The organism is Gardnerella sp. DNF01204, from assembly GCF_049244145.1.
GTDB classification, from domain to species: Bacteria; Actinomycetota; Actinomycetes; order Actinomycetales; family Bifidobacteriaceae; genus Bifidobacterium; species Bifidobacterium vaginale.
This window is the reverse complement of the sequence record NZ_CP058379.1, coordinates 1621838-1639931: the sequence shown is the minus strand read 5'-3', so window position 1 is coordinate 1639931 and position 18094 is coordinate 1621838. Positions and strand designations below refer to the sequence as shown.

Annotated in this window: 12 protein-coding genes, 1 tRNA gene and 1 pseudogene; 7 read left to right on the top strand and 7 right to left on the bottom strand. The window is 40.6% G+C overall.

What is annotated here, in order from left to right; all coding sequences use genetic code 11:
* Positions 1-23: 23 nt before the first annotated feature.
* Positions 24-1451 carry an alpha-L-fucosidase gene (locus HXT46_RS06620; protein WP_004137675.1) on the top strand — a complete coding sequence of 476 codons (1428 nt, stop codon included), beginning with the start codon at positions 24-26 and terminating at the stop codon, positions 1449-1451.
* A gap of 106 nt (positions 1452-1557) precedes the next feature.
* On the opposite strand, the gene HXT46_RS06615 is transcribed toward HXT46_RS06620, so the two are convergent.
* The 5 genes from HXT46_RS06615 to HXT46_RS06595 form a co-directional block, all read right to left on the bottom strand.
* Entirely contained in the window at positions 1558-4719 is a 3162-nt protein-coding gene (locus tag HXT46_RS06615) for a glycoside hydrolase family 2 TIM barrel-domain containing protein (RefSeq protein WP_421785965.1), read from the bottom strand.
* A gap of 103 nt (positions 4720-4822) precedes the next feature.
* Positions 4823-5740 (bottom strand): carbohydrate ABC transporter permease, encoded by a 918-nt coding sequence (locus tag HXT46_RS06610; RefSeq protein ID WP_004114082.1) that lies wholly within the window; start codon positions 5738-5740, stop codon positions 4823-4825.
* 43 nt (positions 5741-5783) lie between these two features.
* Positions 5784-6716 carry a carbohydrate ABC transporter permease gene (locus HXT46_RS06605; RefSeq protein ID WP_004114084.1) on the bottom strand — a complete coding sequence of 311 codons (933 nt, stop codon included), beginning with the start codon at positions 6714-6716 and terminating at the stop codon, positions 5784-5786.
* A gap of 108 nt (positions 6717-6824) precedes the next feature.
* On the bottom strand, positions 6825-8144 hold the full coding sequence (locus HXT46_RS06600) for an ABC transporter substrate-binding protein (RefSeq protein ID WP_004114086.1): 1320 nt from the start codon (positions 8142-8144) through the stop codon (positions 6825-6827).
* Positions 8145-8486: 342 nt separating this feature from the next.
* Positions 8487-8732: a hypothetical protein gene (locus tag HXT46_RS06595; RefSeq protein WP_226913180.1), complete on the bottom strand. Its 246-nt coding sequence runs from the start codon at positions 8730-8732 to the stop codon at positions 8487-8489.
* Here HXT46_RS06595 and HXT46_RS06590 point away from each other — a divergent pair.
* Positions 8626-9582: pseudogene (locus HXT46_RS06590) on the top strand (ROK family protein); the annotation flags it as partial. The gene HXT46_RS06595 and the pseudogene HXT46_RS06590 sit on opposite strands and share 107 nt — an antisense overlap.
* Positions 9583-9685: 103 nt before the next feature.
* Here the strand turns inward: HXT46_RS06590 and HXT46_RS06585 are convergent.
* Both HXT46_RS06585 and HXT46_RS06580 read right to left on the bottom strand, forming a co-directional pair.
* Positions 9686-9758, bottom strand: a tRNA-Lys gene (locus HXT46_RS06585).
* A 99-nt stretch (positions 9759-9857) separates the two neighbouring features.
* Positions 9858-10121, bottom strand: a complete 264-nt coding sequence (locus HXT46_RS06580) for a glutaredoxin domain-containing protein (protein WP_004114090.1) — start codon at positions 10119-10121, stop codon at positions 9858-9860.
* A gap of 151 nt (positions 10122-10272) precedes the next feature.
* On the opposite strand from HXT46_RS06580, the gene ftsY reads away from it, so the two are divergent.
* From ftsY to HXT46_RS06555, 5 genes are all read left to right on the top strand, one after another.
* Complete coding sequence (gene ftsY / locus HXT46_RS06575; RefSeq protein WP_020760895.1) at positions 10273-11394, top strand: signal recognition particle-docking protein FtsY; 1122 nt, start codon at positions 10273-10275, stop codon at positions 11392-11394.
* Positions 11395-11508: 114 nt separating this feature from the next.
* Entirely contained in the window at positions 11509-13332 is a 1824-nt protein-coding gene (locus HXT46_RS06570; protein ID WP_174190742.1) for an ammonium transporter, read from the top strand.
* Between the two features lie 375 nt (positions 13333-13707).
* On the top strand, positions 13708-15099 hold the full coding sequence (locus HXT46_RS06565; protein WP_004114095.1) for an MATE family efflux transporter: 1392 nt from the start codon (positions 13708-13710) through the stop codon (positions 15097-15099).
* 111 nt (positions 15100-15210) lie between these two features.
* Positions 15211-16686, top strand: coding sequence for a replicative DNA helicase (gene dnaB, locus HXT46_RS06560; protein ID WP_004116417.1), 1476 nt, complete (start codon positions 15211-15213; stop codon positions 16684-16686).
* Positions 16687-16778: 92 nt separating this feature from the next.
* Entirely contained in the window at positions 16779-18080 is a 1302-nt protein-coding gene (locus HXT46_RS06555) for a Mur ligase family protein (protein WP_048730810.1), read from the top strand.
* Positions 18081-18094 lie beyond the last annotated feature (14 nt).

The following is an 18094-nucleotide window of genomic DNA, read 5'->3' as shown; positions in this document are numbered from 1 at the left end:
GATTGCTAAAGCAGGGTGGCAGCATGAATGAGGATTATTTAGCAAATGTAAGGCCTACAGCACGTCAAATTTCTTGGCAGCGCATGGAAATGTATGGTTTTATTCATTTTGGAATGAATACTATGACAGATCGTGAATGGGGGCTTGGTCACGAAGATCCGAAGATATTCAATCCAGATAATTTAGATGTTGACCAGTGGCTTGATGCTCTACAATCGGCAGGTATGACCGGCGTGATTCTAACTTGCAAGCATCATGATGGTTTTTGCTTGTGGCCTTCAAAGTACACCAAGCATACCATTGCGTCCTCTCCATATAAAAATGGAAAAGGAGATATTGTGCGCGAAGTTAGTGAATCAGCTTATCGACATAATATGAGATTTGGCGTATACCTTTCACCATGGGATCGTACAGAATCATCATATGGCACTGGCAAAGTTTACAACGATTTTTATATTAATCAACTTGTTGAATTGCTAACGCACTATGGTCCTATTTTTTCCGTATGGCTTGATGGTGCTTGCGGCGAGGGTGAGAATGGTAAAACGCAAACTTATGACTGGCAACGAATCTATAATACAGTCCGGGCGCTGCAGCCAGATGCTGTTATCAGTGTTTGCGGTCCAGATGTGCGTTGGTGCGGCAATGAAGCTGGTCATACGCGCTCTAATGAGTGGAGCGTATTACCTACAGAATTACGTAGTGCTGAATTAACCTCTTCAAAATCACAACAATCAGATGATGGTAAGTTCTCTCGCAAATTTGCGTCTACTGATGAAGATTTAGGGTCTCGTAAGGCGCTTGCACACTACGAAGGCGATTTTGCTTGGTATCCAGCAGAAGTTGATACCTCTATTCGCAAAGGTTGGTTCCATCACGATAATGAGGATAATAATGTTCGCAGTTCTGATGAATTATTTGATATATGGTGTAAATCTGTAGGGGGTAACTCAACACTTTTGTTGAATGTGCCACCGACACGTCATGGTTTGTTAGCAGATTCTGATGTTAAAATTTTAAAAGAATTGGGCGATAAGATTCGTAAATTCCATGGGCGCGAATTACGAGATCATGAAGCATTATCAATACAAGTTTTAAGTCCTAATACATATGAAGGAAATCCAAAGTACTTGGTTGACAGAAAACAGGGTACAGCATTGTCATCTTCTAAGCCGATTGATTTTCGTATGGTATTTACTGAACCTACTTATATTGATGGCTTAGTTATTGAAGAAGATATTAGTAAAGGACAACACGTTGAAACAGCTGAAATTCACGTTGTTGATGAATGTGGAGTAAATCATCATGTTTCAGATGTTCATGCCATAGGATATCGCAAAATTCTACGTTTTGACGCGATTCGTGCAGTATCGTTAACTGTGAGAATAACTAGTATTCGTCAATATGTAGCTCTTCAATCATGCTATCCACTAGTTGCACAAGACGAGTAGTAGAAAAGAAAACTCTGATATAAATTTATTTCAATAGCAATAAAATACCGCTGACATAGAAACTTTTTTGTAACTATATCAGCGGTATTGGCTATAGGAGGGAGGGTTAGAATAATTGCAAATCCACATTTAGAGAATATGGTTTATTGGCAGGCAAATGATATTCGGGATGCACAGGCGAGCCCCACGAATCATCGCCGCCGACTCCCATTTGTGCTGCAAGAATTCGCAAGAACATATGTTTTGAGTCACCTAAATCACTTATATGTTGTGCTTCCTCTATCATAGTGCTGCTGTATGGAAGTAAACTTACGCAGAAGTTGCTAGTACTATTATGCCGCTGAATACGCATGCCATGCCCAGAATCGTCTGTTACGTTTGCCCATCTTACTTTTTCATGATTGCCAGTTTCTTGTGGAACAAGATATGGCATAAAATCGTCAAAAGCATTTGTTTTCCAAATCCCTAAACGTCCCGCACTGGTGCGGTCTGCATATGTTTCAACAGGACCAATACCGTAGAATTCAAGGTTTCTGTATTCTATTGGTAGCATCCATTCCAATCCAAATGCTGGAATGGAAGGTAAATCTTTTCCAGAAGGAACATAATTTAGTTCAATGTGTAAATCTCCTGATGTTTTAGACACATATGTTAAATTCACTATTGTATGATCTGCGTTAGCAAGTTCATATTTGTATACAATTTGTAGCGTATTGTCGTCGAGCTTCTCAGCTGTTTGATCTACGCATTTAGCATATTTACCTGCTACATACCATTGAGCACGCTCAAAACCATGCTTGCAACCGCGGTCATTGTCTGTTAGTGCTCGGAATGTAGTGATCAAAGGACGTTTAATCACAAATTCTCGTTCGTCAAGACGGTATGAAATAAGCCCGCATTGTGAATATGAAAAAAGCGTTTCGATCGAAGAGTTACGTGTTCCTGCGTTCCAGCGTCCAATAGTAACAGTGCCATCTTTATGTAATCGTGCATTTGATATTTGCTTAGCTTGTGATTCTGAATTTTTAGTTAATATTGTGTATTGTCCGAACGATAATTCGTATCCTTTTTGTGCCCAACGTGTAGATTTTGCAAGCGTGCACGAAACTTCAAAAGTAATTTCTTCCCCACTGCTTTGATACTGTTCTAATGGCCACTCTATGGGCATTTCAAAATCATTTTCAGGTTCCACATTACACGTATATGTTTGAGACCACATAATTTTGCCGTCAACGCGTAATTTTGCCAAGAATACGTAATTTTCAGTATTCATGAAAAGCTGATGATTTTCTATGCGAACACCATTTTCGTTTGGATATAGTCTTATATTTGCATATTGTTGTTTAGCCTCAATGGCCTTAGGACTTGGTTTTCTATCTGCGAATAATAGACCGTTGCCGCAGAATTCATAATCGGTAGGTCGATCATCAAAGTCGCCACCATATGCCAAATGCGTGCTTCCGTCTGGTAGGGTTTGTTTTATTGCCTGATCGATGAAATCCCAAATAAAACCACCTTGGTAATGCGGATACTTTTCAAGAGCAACATACTCGTTCATGTTTCCCAATGAATTCCCCATAGCATGCATGTATTCGCAAGATATATAAGGTTTATCTGGGTTGTTTGACACGTATTTTTCTATTTCATCTGCGTGAGCATACATGCGTGTTTCAATGTCGCTAGTATCGCGCCAAGACTTATCCATAGTCTGCCCTTCGTAATGCACTGGGCGATGTGCATCTAGAGCATGAGCATGATGATACATAGAACGAAATACGTCTCCACCAAAGGATTCGTTTCCGAGAGACCAAATAAGCACACAAGGGTGATTGTAATCGCGTTGAATCATGTTATCGACGCGATTTACGCACGCGGCACGCCATTCATCTCTACTTCCAGGAATAACGCATTCTGGAGTTATGTTTCCGCGCCCATCTGACCACGTTCCATGTGTCTCTAAATTAGTCTCGTCAATAATATATAGCCCATATTCGTCGCATAAATCGTACCAAGCATCTTGATTAGGATAGTGAGAAGTTCGTACAGCGTTTATATTGTGTTGCTTACAAAAAAGCACATCGGAAACCATGTCATCATATGTTATTGCTCGGCCTCTGTCGCAATTAAATTCATGACGGTTTACGCCTTTGAAAATAATGCGTTTTCCGTTTAATCTCATTATGCCGTTTTCAATATCAAAATGTCTAAAACCAATCGGCTGCACTACATGTTCAATAATATTTGATTCTTTGCTTACAACATCAATATGTAAGTCATATAGCGCAGGGTATTCAGCACTCCAAGGTAGTGCTTTAGTAATAGTAGTCTGTTTTAGTTCAGTAATCGTTTGTGCAGGTAGCGTGCAGTCCCACAAAATCTCATTATTATTATTATTATTTGTGAATTTATCGTTGCTGTATTTATGATTTGTAATGTAAGCGTGTAGTGTAATATCTTTTAAATTGTCTCCTTCAATGTTTGCTCTGAATGCGAGTTTCCCAGTATTTGTATCATTAATATAATCTGCATCAACATGAAGATTTGATATATGGTTGGAAGGATGTGCACACAGTTCAACGGAACGGAAAATGCCGTGTAGTCTCCAATAATCTTGATCCTCTAGCCATGATGCGCTAGAAAATTCGTAGCACGCTACAACAATACTATTTTCAGAATCTTTTAAAAATTGAGTAATATCAAATTCACTCGGCGTAAAAGAGTCTTCACTATATCCAACAAACTTTCCGTTAATCCATACATAAATAGCTGTTTGTGCTCCATGGAAGGTAATAGTAGCTTTACCTTCTTCGTTCAAAATCTGTTTAAGATTATTTTGTAAAACAAAATGTTTCTTATAAATTGCCACGTGATTTAAGGAAGGAACATTTGGTGCTTTAACGTCCTCATGACCATCCCAAGGGTACTGAACGTTAACGTATTGCGGTTTTAATAGACCATTCATCTGTAAGTGAGATGGAACTGAGATTGTTTGATATGAAGAATCTTCGTAATTTTTAATATCCTCATCTAAGTTTTCAGGGTTGAATACGCGGGAAGAAAGTAGCTTTACTTCCCACGTTCCATTAAGTGACTGTATTGGTATGGTGTCATTTATTGTGTAATGATGATGTGAATGCGCTGAAATAGTGTTAACGGCAAAAACCTGAGGATTTGTTATCCAATCAGTTTTTGCATAGTTGGAAGATATGCAAGTATATGTTGGCTCATCCCAACAAGTATTGTCATTATAAATAGATGGCCTAGCCATTACATGCTCCAAATCGTGTTAGTAAAAGTTAAGAATACGTATAGATTAATTATGCTTCTGACAGCATAAAACTGTCAGAAGCAATAAAAGCAGATTTAGCTGGTTACCCTTTTGTAGCTCCAATTGCTAAGCCTGATTGCCAGTAGCGTTGCAATGCCAAGAAGAGCAGAATCAGTGGGAATACGACTAGCAAAGATGCGGTAATGACTAGGTTTGGAATAATAGGCATATTGCCACCTTCATTGCCTTGAGCATTCCACTGTGCAAGACCTAATGCCAATGGATACCATTTAGAGTCTTTCAGCATTATCAATGGAAGGAAGTAATTGTACCAAATAGAAACAAATGCGAACAATGACACTGTTACCAATGATGGTTTCATAAGTGGTAATGCAACTTGGAAGAAAATGCGTCCTTCTCCAGCACCATCGATACGTGCTGCTTCTATAAGAGAAGTTGGAACACTTTGCCCTGAAAATGTCCACATTAAATATAGACCAAATGGGTTTAGTAGAGATGGAATTATTACAGCCCAAGGAGTGTTTGTTAAACCAAGCTGCGAGAAAATCAAGAACTGTGGAACTACAAGCAGTACTCCTGGAATTGCCATAGATCCTAAGATGGTTAGCAAAATAAAGTGTTTGCCTTTAAAATTGAGTTTTGCTAGAGCATATCCTCCCATAGTTGCAAACAATACAGAAATGATAGTGCCAATTATTGTGTATAGGACCGTATTTAGAATCCATCGTGCAAAAATGCCATTGTTATATGTAAATACCTCTACTATGTTGTCCCATAGAGCGAATGAGGATCCAAATGATAGACCGAATGTAGAAGCAAAATCAGCCTTAGTTTTTGTAGCATTTATGAATAGCCAAACAAATGGAACGAGAGCGTATAATAGATATAGATACACCCAGAATGTCATCATTGGACTCTTCTTTGGATGTTCAACAGTGTAGAACCTCGTGAGTGGAGGCATCGCTGCCTGATTATTTGATGATTTTGTTGTATTAATCATTTGTTCTTCCTTTTGGATGCTTCGTTGCATATTTCGTCTATGGTTAATCAGCGGTGACATTTTTGCGCATATTGCGAATTTGAATCGTAAATGTAACGACAATGACAATAATTGCCATAATCAATGCTGCTGCAGCAGCATATCCCTGTGAAGAGTCACCAAAAGCTAGATTGTAAATGTATAAGTTTGGTGTCCAACTGGTTGTAATGCCAGTGCCTCCAACCATTTTTGACAAAATTTGCGGCTCGTTGAAAAGCTGTACACTACCTATTATTGAGAAGATAGTAGTTATAGCCAGTGAGCCTCTAATCTCTGGAAGCTTGATATAACGATCTATTTGGCGATAGCTTGCGCCGTCAATTACAGCAGCTTCGTAAAGATCTGGTGAAATAGCCTTTAATGAAGAATAGAAGATGAGCATGTTATATCCAATAGCAGCCCAGCTAATCATTACTCCGATAGAAATCATGATAAATGAAGGAGAAAATGGATTTATATCAGTATGAGATATCTCATTAAAATTCTTGAACAGACCATACCTAGTTCCAAGGATGAACCCCCACATTAATGTGGAGATAACACCAGGAACAGCGTATGGAATGAATATTGAGATTCTGCACCAGTTTGTACCATATAGACGTTTCGAATCGATAGCAAGCGCTAGACAAATGGAAATTATTAACATTAGAGGGACTTGGATTGCTGTAAATATGAGGACGCGTGCAATACCCTGCCACAATAGTGGATCTCTCAAAAGTTCGAGATAGTTTTTTGCGCCGACAAACACGGTTCCGCCAATTAATTGGTGTCCAAAGAAACTAATGTACATCGAGTATACAAGTGGAATAATAAACACGAAGGTAAAGAGAAGCAAAAATGGAAGCACGAACATCCAACCAGCAGCTCCTTCGCGTTTAATTCCATTGCGTTGCCGTGTTAAATTCGCTCGTTTATTTTTAGAAGTGTTCAATATCATTGCTTTCCCCCAATGTAAAAACTTTTCAGTTAAATTAGGTGCTGTTGGTGTTGTAGCACCAACAGCACCTTAAATGGTAATGAGTTTATTTGCTATTATTAGTAAACATTATTTGCTTACTGTGAAGCCCTGTTTGTTTCCATAGTCGATGCACAGCTTAGCCCAGTTTTCTAGCTGAGTTTGCAGTGATTCGCCTTTGGCTACTTTTGCATAATCCATATTGTCACCATATAGATCACGCACTTTTTCCATGAACGGAAGGTACTGCCATCCTTCTCCTACTTTTTGAGCTGAATCGGCAATAGGCTCACGGTACTTCTGGTCTCCGAAGTAAGGGTCAGTAGAAGAGAGGAATTCGTTATTCTTAAGTACGGAAACATTTGGAGGGAATACTCCAGCATCAACGCGTGCTTTTACGCCTTCCTTATCGTAGGCAAGGAAGTGCAAGAATTTCCAAGCCCATTGATGATTCTTTGCTTTCGCTGGAATAGCAAAGCCAGAGCCGCCGTTTTCTGCGCTCAACTGTTCGCCCGCTTTCCATTGAGGCATAGGGGCAACACGGAAGTTTCCAGCTTGTTTTGGAGCGCGATCTTTAATGCTAGAGGTGAACCATCCTCCTATGATTTGTGTGGCAATAGTTCCATCGTTTAAAGCTCTGTTCCAATCATCGGACCAAGTTTTGATATTAGTTGCAATCAATCCTTCTTGAATCATCTTCTGATAGTAAGATACAGCTTCCTGCATCTTTGGATCTTTTACGTTAATATGAGCAGTGGTTCCGTTCACCTTAAATGGATGCCCTCCAGCTTGCCATACAAGAGATAGCAATGTGAAGATATCGCTTGCGTCATTTGTTATGTAGTACTTGTCTCCGAGCGCTTTTACTTTCTTAGCTGCTTGGTAATATTCTTCCCAAGTTTCTGGTACTTTGCTTACTCCTGCTTTTTCTAATATTGCCTTATTGTAGAACATAACGCTTGGACCGTAATCCATTGGAATTGCGTATGGCTTATTGTTGAAGCTGATGTCCTGCCATGCGCCTTTCACAAATGTGCCTTTATCATTATTTGCGCCAAGAGTGCTTAAATCTACAAGTTTGTTTTGAATTGCGAAATAAGGAACTGTCAAGTACTCAAATTCCATAACGTCTGGAATTCCCGATCCAGCTTGAATGGCTGTATCCAGAGCCTGATAAGCGTCTGTTACAGTTTCTACTTTAATTTTTACGTTTGGATATTTCTTTTCAAATATTGCTGCTGCTGCTTTTGTTGGTGTTGTATTACCAGTCCACACAGTGAGGTTAACAGGTGTTTTAGTATCAACTTGCGCTGATGAACTCGAGTTATTGGTGTTACCGCATCCAGCAAGCGATAGTAGAGCGGCGCTCGCTGCTGCAATGATGCCAATAATTTTCTTTCCACTATGCATGGCGCTTCCTTTCTTTGAAGCTTTACTTGTCGACTTTGACGAGTTGTGTATTGATTGCCGGCGGCATCTATGTCGTAGGAACATTCAATGTTAACTATCTTAACAAATTATTTATTTGTTGTAAAGTCCAAGAAATATACAAACACTTGTGTGTATATTGGGATGAAATTGTTGTTAATAATTATGGTAATTATGCCTAGCGCGTATGTGTTACAGCTGGCTACAATGGTTGAGAGTGTACAATATAGTTTATTGTGAAATTTTGTTGTGAGTACATGTGCTGACAACATTTTTCCTGATGATTTGGCCTATTGGTGGGATGGTACGATGTAGTACTTACTTTCAGTATGCTGCAACAGCCCTATACTTGAGGAGTGTCATGTTTGGAACAACTGATGATAATGCCTTGTCTTGCTTTCTATCACCTTCTATGACAGTTACTAAAAAACATGAACCCGCTGATGTACGAATCAATAATCGCATGATGGTTTTTGGACAAATTTTTTCATCATGTCCTATGTCTAGAGCACAAATTGGTAGGAAAACTGGATTATCGCGAGTTGCTGCGTGCGAAGTCGTGTCTGACATGTTAGATAAACACTTTCTGATGGAAAATGGATATGAACAACCAACGCGACCTGGTAAAAAAGGAACTTTAGTAAGTGTAGATGATCAATATTGGAATGTGGTTGTTCTGGACTTATCAATGCCATTTTTGTTGCAAGCTGCTGTAATGAATTTACGCGGTGAAATTGTAACTAGAGTTGAAAAATCCTTTGATAAAATTACTGCTATTACGCCTGAAACTGTAATTGCTTTGGCTGAGTCACTACTTGATGGTGCCTCACATATACTTGGTTTTGGTGTTGCTGTCCCAGGTATTGTTGATGAAGATGGTGTAGTAGTTGAAACTGCGAATTTTGGGTGGAAGAATGTGCCTTTGCGCAAGATGTTTCAACAACATTTTGGTAAGTTCTGTACGGTAGATAATGATGCGAATAGTGCTTTGATCGGTGAACGTTTTTGTGGAGCTGGCAGAGCAACTGGCATTTTTGTTCAAATCGCTGTTGGCGTAGGCGCAGCATTGTTAATCGATGATTCGCTCGTTTTGGGGAGTCATCATGCTGCAGGCGAAATCGGTCACGTAGTTGTTGATCCAGATGGTCCACAATGCACGTGTGGTAAGCGTGGTTGTTTAGAGACTTTTATATCTGCAGCAAACTTACGAAGAAGAATTAATGAGAATCCTTTAGACAGGACGACAATGCTACAGGAAGCAGGTCGTTCACTTGGACATGTGCTTGCTCCGTCTGTTAGCTTACTTGATTTAGATGATGTTTTTGTATACGGTTCAAAAGATATTGTTGACGATATATTTTTAGGTGCGACTGAATGTGCAATTAATGCCGAAGCCGCCTCAACATTACAAAACCATTCTATTCGTGTGCAACAATGTTCTTGCGGTGATGACATAGTTTTACGTGGTGAGAGCATTGCTGTTGTGCAGGCAGTGCTTCGAAATGCAAATGAGTATAAAAAAGTGCCCCCTGTGGGACTCGAACCCACAACCCAAGACTTAAAAGGACTCTGCTCTGCCAATTGAGCTAAAGGGGCAACAAATGCCAAGTATACTACATTTTGTAGACTAATACAACTTATGGCTACATGTAGCGTGTGTCTTGTGGCAAGTTGCTGCAAAATTGCAGGCAAAAATCACAAATTGATCTGTCCTAATTCTTCAAGTTTTTCTTTAATCTGAGTTGCAGTCGGCTCAACCATAAAACTTCCATCGCTAAAAGTAACGACAGGAATATGCTTCTGCCCACTAATATCAATAGCCTTTTGTTCGGCGCCTTCTTCAGATTCAATGTTATGCCAAGTAAAAGCAGCATTAAACTTATTAAGCGCAGCTTTAGCTCTGATGCAATCGCCACACCAATCTGCTCCATAAACATCAATCAATGGCGAGTTTTCCATACGCAATACCCCAATTCAATTTCTGATTACAAAATTAACTTACAAAAGCATTGTATTAAAATGCTAATATTTACGTGATTTTTGCTTACTGTAGCAACAGTCTTCGTTACATTCTAATCAACTGTCCCTTTAATTTCATAGTCTTTATTATATGAATATAGTTATGGATTTAGATTTGATTATATGGTCCACTGTTGGCACAGTTGTTTTAGCAGTGCTTTTAGTGACTGCGGCAGTTGTGCTGAGAATTATCAGTAAGTCGCGAGGTCCTTTAATACCTACTAGCAAAGATAATCCACTGCCTAGCGTAGCTAAAAGTGATAGTAATGTTGATCAATCTGCGCCCGAAAACGTTGCCTCTCGAGTTACAAGATTGCGCTCTAAACTTGCTAATAGTGCGAATCCTTTTGGTCGTGCTCTGTTCAATATATTGAGCAAAGATAATCTTAGTGAAGACGATTGGCAAGATGTAGAAGATACGCTTTTAATGGCAGATGTTGGAGCACAGGCAAGTGATGAGTTGGTTGAATCACTTAGAAAAGATGCTAGGATTTCTGGAACAGCAAGCGCACAAGATGTACGTGAAATACTTCGTGCAAAATTGCTGGATATCGTTGGTGCCAAAACAGATAGAAGCCTAAATGCGGATTCTTCTAAAGCTCATAAGCCAAGTGTAATCATGATGGTTGGTGTAAATGGCACTGGTAAAACCACTACTGCTGGAAAGCTTGCGCGACTAATGGTTTCTAAAAATCGTTCTGTAATATTAGCTGCAGCAGATACTTTCCGCGCTGCAGCTGCCGACCAGCTTGAAACTTGGGCAAATGCTGTAGGTGTTAAAATCGTTCGATCCGAAAAAGACGGTGCAGATCCAGCTTCTGTAGCATTTGACGGTGCCGCCAAAGCTAAGGAATCCAATTCAGATGTTTTGATTGTAGACACGGCTGGAAGGCTGCAAAATAAGGCAAATCTTATGGACGAGCTTGGCAAAATTCGCCGAGTTATTGAAAAAACTGTTCCTGTAGATGAAGTCCTTTTGGTTCTTGATGCTACAACTGGTCAAAATGGCATGGTCCAGGCAAAAGTTTTTGCTGAGGCAATTGGAATTACAGGTGTGGTTTTAACTAAGTTAGACGGTTCCGCGAAAGGCGGTATCGTGGTTTCTGTTCAAAAAGAGTTAGGCGTTCCTGTGAAGCTTGTCGGATTGGGAGAAGGTCCAGACGATCTAGCTCCATTCGATCCAGAAAGTTTTGTGGATGGAATATTGGATTAATCTATCGTAATTAGTTATTAATCACGCAGCGCCAGTTGAGTAGAATATAAAAGAACATATAAAATAGAATATTGAAGACATAACCGCCGAGGGTTGTGTATTGTGAGGTGAAAGATGACCGCAATGGATCCGCAATGGGCATTATTGGCCGCTGCTTTAGTGTTTATAATTACGCCAGGGATTGCTCTATTTTATGGCGGTCGCGAACGAGCAACATCTATGGTCAATATGATGATGCTTTCTGCTGGAGCTATTGCGGTAACAACCATAGTTTGGACGCTATGGGGATGGTCAATGGCTTTCGCTGGTAAAGACATGATTGGCGGCGTTGTGGGTGATCCTGTGAGTGGTTTGCTTCTACGTGATTCAATGGTTGCAGATCATGGAATTTTTACTTCTATGGACGCAAACACAGGCTTGTCGGGCGGAGGTATTCCAGCAGCCTTTAGATTAGCGTGCGCTGTCGTAGCGGTTGCTCTTATTACTGGTGCGTTGGCTGGACGCGTAAAATACGCAATTTGGCTTATATTCGTGGCGGTATGGGTCACTTTAGTATTTGCTCCTCTAGCGCATATGGTTTGCGGAGGGGGATTGCTTTCCCCTAATGGCGCAATATCACAAGCTTTAGGAATTCAAGTACATGATTTTGCTGGAGGATCGTTGCTGCACCTGACTGCAGCAGTTTCTGCGCTTGCAATCGTGCTAATTATTGGTGGTCATGCGCACTTCCCGTTAAAGCGATTTGTGCTTCATACCAAATCCTCTACTGTTCAAGGTAACAGTAGTAATAATTTTGAGCATAAGGGAAATTTGGTTCGTGCATTGTGGGCTGACGTTGCGAGATTTAGTAAATTAGAGACTAATACGGGTTCATCATCTTCTAAGGCAGAAGATTCTAATGGTTCTGTTGAAGCTGTTAGTGATGTTGCTGATAATTCTGTAAATGTTCTAAAACGCCATCCGCATAATGTACCGTTTGTTGTTCTGGGAATTTTTATTATTTGGTTTGGCTGGCTTGGCTTAATGATTGGATCTTCTGTAGGTCTTCCTGGAGTTGCTGGATATGCTTGGGTTTCATCCACTATTACAGCATCTGCTTCTATGCTTGCTTGGGGGGTTACAGAGCGTTTGCGTTCAGGTTGTTTTACTGCTGTTGGCGCCGCGTCTGGAATTATGGCGGGTTTGGCCGCTAGTTCTGCCGCTGCAGATGTGATTGCGCCTTTATGGGCAATGGTATTAGGAGTTATTGTTGGTGTCGTTACATGCCTTGCAACGCATTCTAAGACTTTTGCGCGTTATGATGGAGCGCTTCATGTTGTGAGCGTGAACGGCATCGCTGCTCTTATCGGTATTTTTGCAGTGGGATTATTTGCTGATAGTAGCGGACTGTTTTGCGTTGGTGACTGGCATCAGCTTATCGCTCAGATTTGTTTACTTGTAATCACTGTTCTTTATTCCGGTGCAGTTACTGCCTTAGTTGCATTTGGTTTAGAGAAGCTTTTTGGTTGGAGAATATCGGAAGCTAAAGAGCGTAAGGGTGTTGATTTGGCAGATCAGGGTGAGCGCGCATATGACTTTTCGAGTATTGCTCAAGCTAGAGCTGGAGCTGTTGTAGAAGTTGCTGATTCTGAAGAAGGGAAAACCCAAGTGGCAGTTCTTACTCCAGTAGCTATTTCTGTTGATGAATCAGTTGTAGATGCAGATGGTGATTCTGTAGATGCAGATGGTGATTCAACGGTTGCTGGCGATAATTCAGCTCATTCTGATGATAATGTTTCTGCTCAATCGCAAGACGAAGTTGAATTGGGCGAAGAGAAAATTGAAACTGAAAATGATGGAAAAGAGTCAGAAAATTCAGAAGAATCTGATTCTAGTTCTGTGGAAAATAAGTCAGATAAATCTAGAAGTAATTCTAAGAAATCTCAAAAGAAGCAATAAAATATCAAAGTTTGTGTAAAGTAATCCCCCATTGGTGTGAATATCTCAAGATTATGACACACACGGGCTAAGTGATGTGGATAAAAACTTTGAGTTATCCACATTTTAGGCGTGTTGCTGTGTGTATCTCAAAAAGTTATACACAAATGGGGGATAACATTGTGGATATCCTGCGGATAACTTTTCCAAAAACAATTTTGATTTGCAATTGGCAAATATTTATGATAGCGAAATAAAAAGGAAAAGTCGCAAGCTACCGAACATCAGATTTAGAAAAGTAATGTAATAAGTAATAAAAATAATAAAAGTAATAAAAATAATAGTTTTATTAAATACTTAATCTAATAAGTTTTTTCGACAGTACAATAGTGCATTATGACAATAGCCAAGAGTAACGCAGCTACCAATAGACAAGAAGATAAAGAATCTGCTATAAACAAAAAAGATTTACTAAAGCATATATTTTCTCTAGCTATTCCTACATTTGGACAGCTTATTGCAGAGCCAGCGTTTGTTTTAATAGACACCGCAATAGTAGGTCATTTAGGCAAAACGCAACTTGCAGGGCTTTCAATAGGATCAACTGTGCTTTTAACAACAACGGGACTATGCCTGTTTTTGGCATACAACACCACAAGCCAAGTCGCGAGACTATTGGGTGCTGGGAAAAATCGTCAAGGACTAAGCGTTGGAATGGACGGTCTATGGCTGGCTCTTGGGTTAGGTGTTGTTTTAACGCTTGTTTTAATGGTGTTCGCAGGTCCGCTTTGTCAAAGCTTTGGTGCAAGTGGAGATACGCTTAAAAACGCGATTATTTACACTCAAACTGTTATGCCAGGATTGCCTGCGATGCTACTAATTTACGCGGCAAATGGCATATTCAGAGGACTTAGCAAAGTAAAAATCACACTTTTTGCTGCAATAAGTGGAGCTGTGCTAAACGCTATTTTAGATATTCTATTTGTGTTTGGAATGAATCTTGGCATTTTTGGATCTGGAATAGCAACAATGATAGCGCAATGGTATATGGGTATTGTTTTAACGCTTCCAGCGATTTTTTGGGCAGCTCGTGAAAAAGCACGTTTGCGTCCGCAAGCGCATAGCATACTTAAAAGCGCTGGAAGTGGTATTCCGCTGTTTATACGCACATTGGCGTTGCGCGCGTGCATGGTTGCCACTGTTGCAGCGGCTGCTCGTCTTGGAACAAATACTTTAGCTGCATACCAAGTTGCAAATTCTTGCTGGAATTTTGTTATGAACATATTAGACGCTATAGGGATTGCTGCTCAAACAATAGTCGCCTCTGCGCTTGGAGCTGGATTATTAAAACGCGCTAACATAATCACAAAAATATGCGCACAAGTAGGAGCATTAAGTAGCGTAATCGTTGGAATTTTAATGATATTTGCAGGATGGCTACTATCCCCGTTATTTAGCCCAAACGTAGAAATACAACTTTTAGTTTCAATAGGAATGACGATTCTTGGAATTTTCTTGCCGTTATCTGGATTTATGTGGGCTTTAGACGGAGTGCTAATCGGAGCTGGAGACCACAAGTATTTGGCCAAATCGTGCTCGATTACAGCTATTGTGTACCTTCTTGCGATTAGTGCAATGTGCTTCGTAAATATAGCTTTCTGCTCTACTGACATAATTAGAACCGTGTCATTGTGGGTGGCTCTGAACCTTGTATACATTGGTGGAAGAGCTTTAGGAAATTCTCATAGGGTTAAAACAGATGATTGGATGAAGTCTGCAAGTCTGTAAGTATGTAAATATGTGAAATATTCAAATATGTGAAATATTCAACTTGCGACTTGTGTTGGTTTATATCAACTTTTGTTGGTGTGCTCCGTGCGGGCGTTTATACTCGATTCTATGGCAGGTAATGATATGTGGAAGTCAAGTAGAAATGACGCAAACCAGTCAGGCAACGCATCATATAACAGTATTTTGTTTGACAAGGTTCCGCCTCACGACGAAGACGCGGAAATGGCCGTTTTAGGTGGAATGCTAATGAGCAAAGATGCCATTGGCGAAGTTTCGCAAATCCTAGAAACAGCAGACTTTTATGTGCCAAAACACCAAACAATTTACGACGCGATCATAAGCTTATTTTCTGGTTCACAACCAGTAGATGTTGTTTTAGTCGCAAACGAGCTTCTAAAAGACGAAAACCTGGAGAAAATTGGTGGAGCAGACTACCTGCATAGTCTAGTTGCATCAGTTCCAACAGCTGCAAACGCGTTATATTACGCGGATATTGTACACAAAAATGCGATTTTGCGAAATGTGATTGCTGCTGGAACAAAGATTGCGCAAATGGGGTATTCTGCCACGGGAGATCAAGCAGAAGACGTTGTAAATCTTGCACAATCCGAAGTTTACGAGATGAGTTCTGGCAAAGTTCACCAGGATTATTCTGCTATTGGTCCTGTTGTTCAAGATGCTCTTGAACAATTAGACAAGTTGCAAAGTAACGAGATTGAAAAAGGCGTTCCAACAGGATTTAGAGATATTGACGACATGACTCAAGGCTTGCAACCAGGGCAAATGGTAGTCGTAGCTGGTAGGCCTGCAATGGGAAAGTCAACTCTTGGAATCGACTTTGCGCGTTCTGCAGCGTTGCATCACAATATGACAACAATCGTGTTCTCGCTAGAAATGAACAAATTGGAGCTTGCTCAAAGAATAATTGCAGCCGAAACGGATATTCCAATGACGGCAATGCATCGCGGAACTTCAGAAGACATTACAACAGATAGATGGACTAAGCTAAATGCGTTTTGGTCAAAAATGAAAGACGCTCCGCTTTTTATAGACGATAGCCCAAATATGAGTCTTATGGAAATTCGCGCAAAATGCAGGCGACTAAAGCAAACGAACGATCTAAAGTTGGTTGTAATCGACTATTTGCAACTTATGACTTCTGGAAAGAAAGTCGAATCGAGGCAGCAAGAGGTCTCGGAGTTTTCGCGTGCATTAAAGCTTTTAGCAAAAGAGCTAGAAGTGCCAGTTGTTGCGCTAAGCCAGCTAAACCGCGGACCAGAAATGCGAAACGATAAAAAGCCTCAGCTTTCAGATTTGCGCGAATCGGGATCTATTGAACAGGATGCTGACGTTGTGTTTCTTGTGCATAGACCTGATTTTTACAACAAAGAAGATCGTCCAGGCGAAGCAGACATTATTATGGCAAAGCATCGTAATGGTCCTACAGAAACGTTCAATCTAGCTTTTCTTGGAGCAACGTCTAAGTTTAAAGATATGCCGCAAGGATACCAGCCGCAATCATATTCGCAAGGTAATGATGCTCAAGGTTATGATTCGCATCAGTCTCAGGCATATCAGCAGTAGAGTTAATAGGGGGATTGATGATCGTCAAAAATAAAGTGGTAAAACGCTGTTGTTTTGGATTCATAATGCCAGCTGTAGGGAAACTGGTTAGGATGATTTCGCGCGCGACAAACCACGGAGGAAGTGCTTTACCAGGCAAAGTTGTGGAAACACTAGACCCTGGGTTTTTGGCTAGAACGCTAGGAAAATTACCTTATGGTGTTGTGTTAATTTCTGGAACTAACGGTAAAACCACTACAACTCGCATGGTTGCGTCTATGCTTAGAGATGCTGGATTGCGCGTGTTTACAAATCCTACGGGATCGAATTTTACACGCGGAGTTGTAGCAGCATTGGTGCAAGAAATGCCTGTTTTTGGCACAAAGTTAGATGCGGATATAGCTGTTTTAGAGCTTGATGAAGCTTATGCGGTGCATTTTGTAAATCAAATAAAGCCGCGCTATTCGCTTCTTCTAAACGTTATGCGAGATCAGTTAGATAGATTTGGCGAGATTGACACTACAGCTAAATTGTTGAGCAATGTTGCGCACGCAACTAAGCGAGTAGTTGTGTTAAATCGCGAAGATCCGCGAATTTCTGCGCTTTCTAAAGATGTTTTGCCGTCTTGTAAGGTAAAATATTTCGGTTTGGACGAATCGCTAAGAAGCATGTTTCCAACCGACGACGATTTGCATAATGATTTGGCTGGCGATTTTAATGGCGATTCGCGTAATCTTCCGCATGCAGATGTTGTTTTGGCAAAAGTTGCAGATAATAAAGCCGATTTTTTGATTGATGGGCATAGAAAAACCACTAGCGTTAAGCTGCGAGGCGTGTATAACGTTTTTAACGCGGCTGCTGCGTCTACGATTGTGCGCGCTATTTTGGCAGATGCTGCTAAAAAAGATGCAACACTCGCAAAATTCGACGACGATGCGCTTATGGAATCTATTTCTCGCGTAACGCCAGCATTTGGTCGAGGCGAAGTAATCGAAGTTAACGGCGCTCCTGTGGAGCTTGTTCTAGTGAAAAATCCTATTGGATTTAGACTTGCGCTCGCTTCGGATAAGCCTGCAAATCATGACACAATGATTGCGATTTGTGACGAATACGCGGATGGGCGAGACATGAGCTGGCTGTGGGACGTTGATTTTACATGCTTTAGTGGCACTGGAGTCACTTGTGTTTCTGGCACGCGCGCGTGGGATATGGCTTTGCGTTTACAATACGACAAAGTTGCCTCTAGAAATGTGAACACTGATTTAGAAGAAGATGTTAAAACCTTTGTAAATGGCGATTTTAGTAGTGATGCTAAAAATGCTAAGCGCATATATTGCACATACACTGCTATGCTTCGCGTGCGATCTACGTTGGGGCAAATCGCAAGCGTTAAAGACGTTGGAGTTGGAAAGTAGCAAGAAAGTAGTCG

What these genes read in the sequence shown, in the direction of transcription:
- HXT46_RS06620 (WP_004137675.1), top strand. Translation starts at nt 24, where the DNA reads ATGAATGAGGATTATTTAGCAAATGTAAGGCCTACAGCACGTCAAATT.
- HXT46_RS06615 (WP_421785965.1), bottom strand. Translation starts at nt 4,719, where the DNA reads ATGGCTAGGCCATCTATTTATAATGACAATACTTGTTGGGATGAGCCA.
- HXT46_RS06610 (WP_004114082.1), bottom strand. Translation starts at nt 5,740, where the DNA reads ATGATTAATACAACAAAATCATCAAATAATCAGGCAGCGATGCCTCCA.
- HXT46_RS06605 (WP_004114084.1), bottom strand. Translation starts at nt 6,716, where the DNA reads ATGATATTGAACACTTCTAAAAATAAACGAGCGAATTTAACACGGCAA.
- HXT46_RS06600 (WP_004114086.1), bottom strand. Translation starts at nt 8,144, where the DNA reads ATGCATAGTGGAAAGAAAATTATTGGCATCATTGCAGCAGCGAGCGCC.
- HXT46_RS06595 (WP_226913180.1), bottom strand. Translation starts at nt 8,732, where the DNA reads ATGTCAGACACGACTTCGCACGCAGCAACTCGCGATAATCCAGTTTTC.
- HXT46_RS06580 (WP_004114090.1), bottom strand. Translation starts at nt 10,121, where the DNA reads ATGGAAAACTCGCCATTGATTGATGTTTATGGAGCAGATTGGTGTGGC.
- ftsY (WP_020760895.1), top strand. Translation starts at nt 10,273, where the DNA reads ATGAATATAGTTATGGATTTAGATTTGATTATATGGTCCACTGTTGGC.
- HXT46_RS06570 (WP_174190742.1), top strand. Translation starts at nt 11,509, where the DNA reads ATGACCGCAATGGATCCGCAATGGGCATTATTGGCCGCTGCTTTAGTG.
- HXT46_RS06565 (WP_004114095.1), top strand. Translation starts at nt 13,708, where the DNA reads ATGACAATAGCCAAGAGTAACGCAGCTACCAATAGACAAGAAGATAAA.
- dnaB (WP_004116417.1), top strand. Translation starts at nt 15,211, where the DNA reads ATGGCAGGTAATGATATGTGGAAGTCAAGTAGAAATGACGCAAACCAG.
- HXT46_RS06555 (WP_048730810.1), top strand. Translation starts at nt 16,779, where the DNA reads ATGATTTCGCGCGCGACAAACCACGGAGGAAGTGCTTTACCAGGCAAA.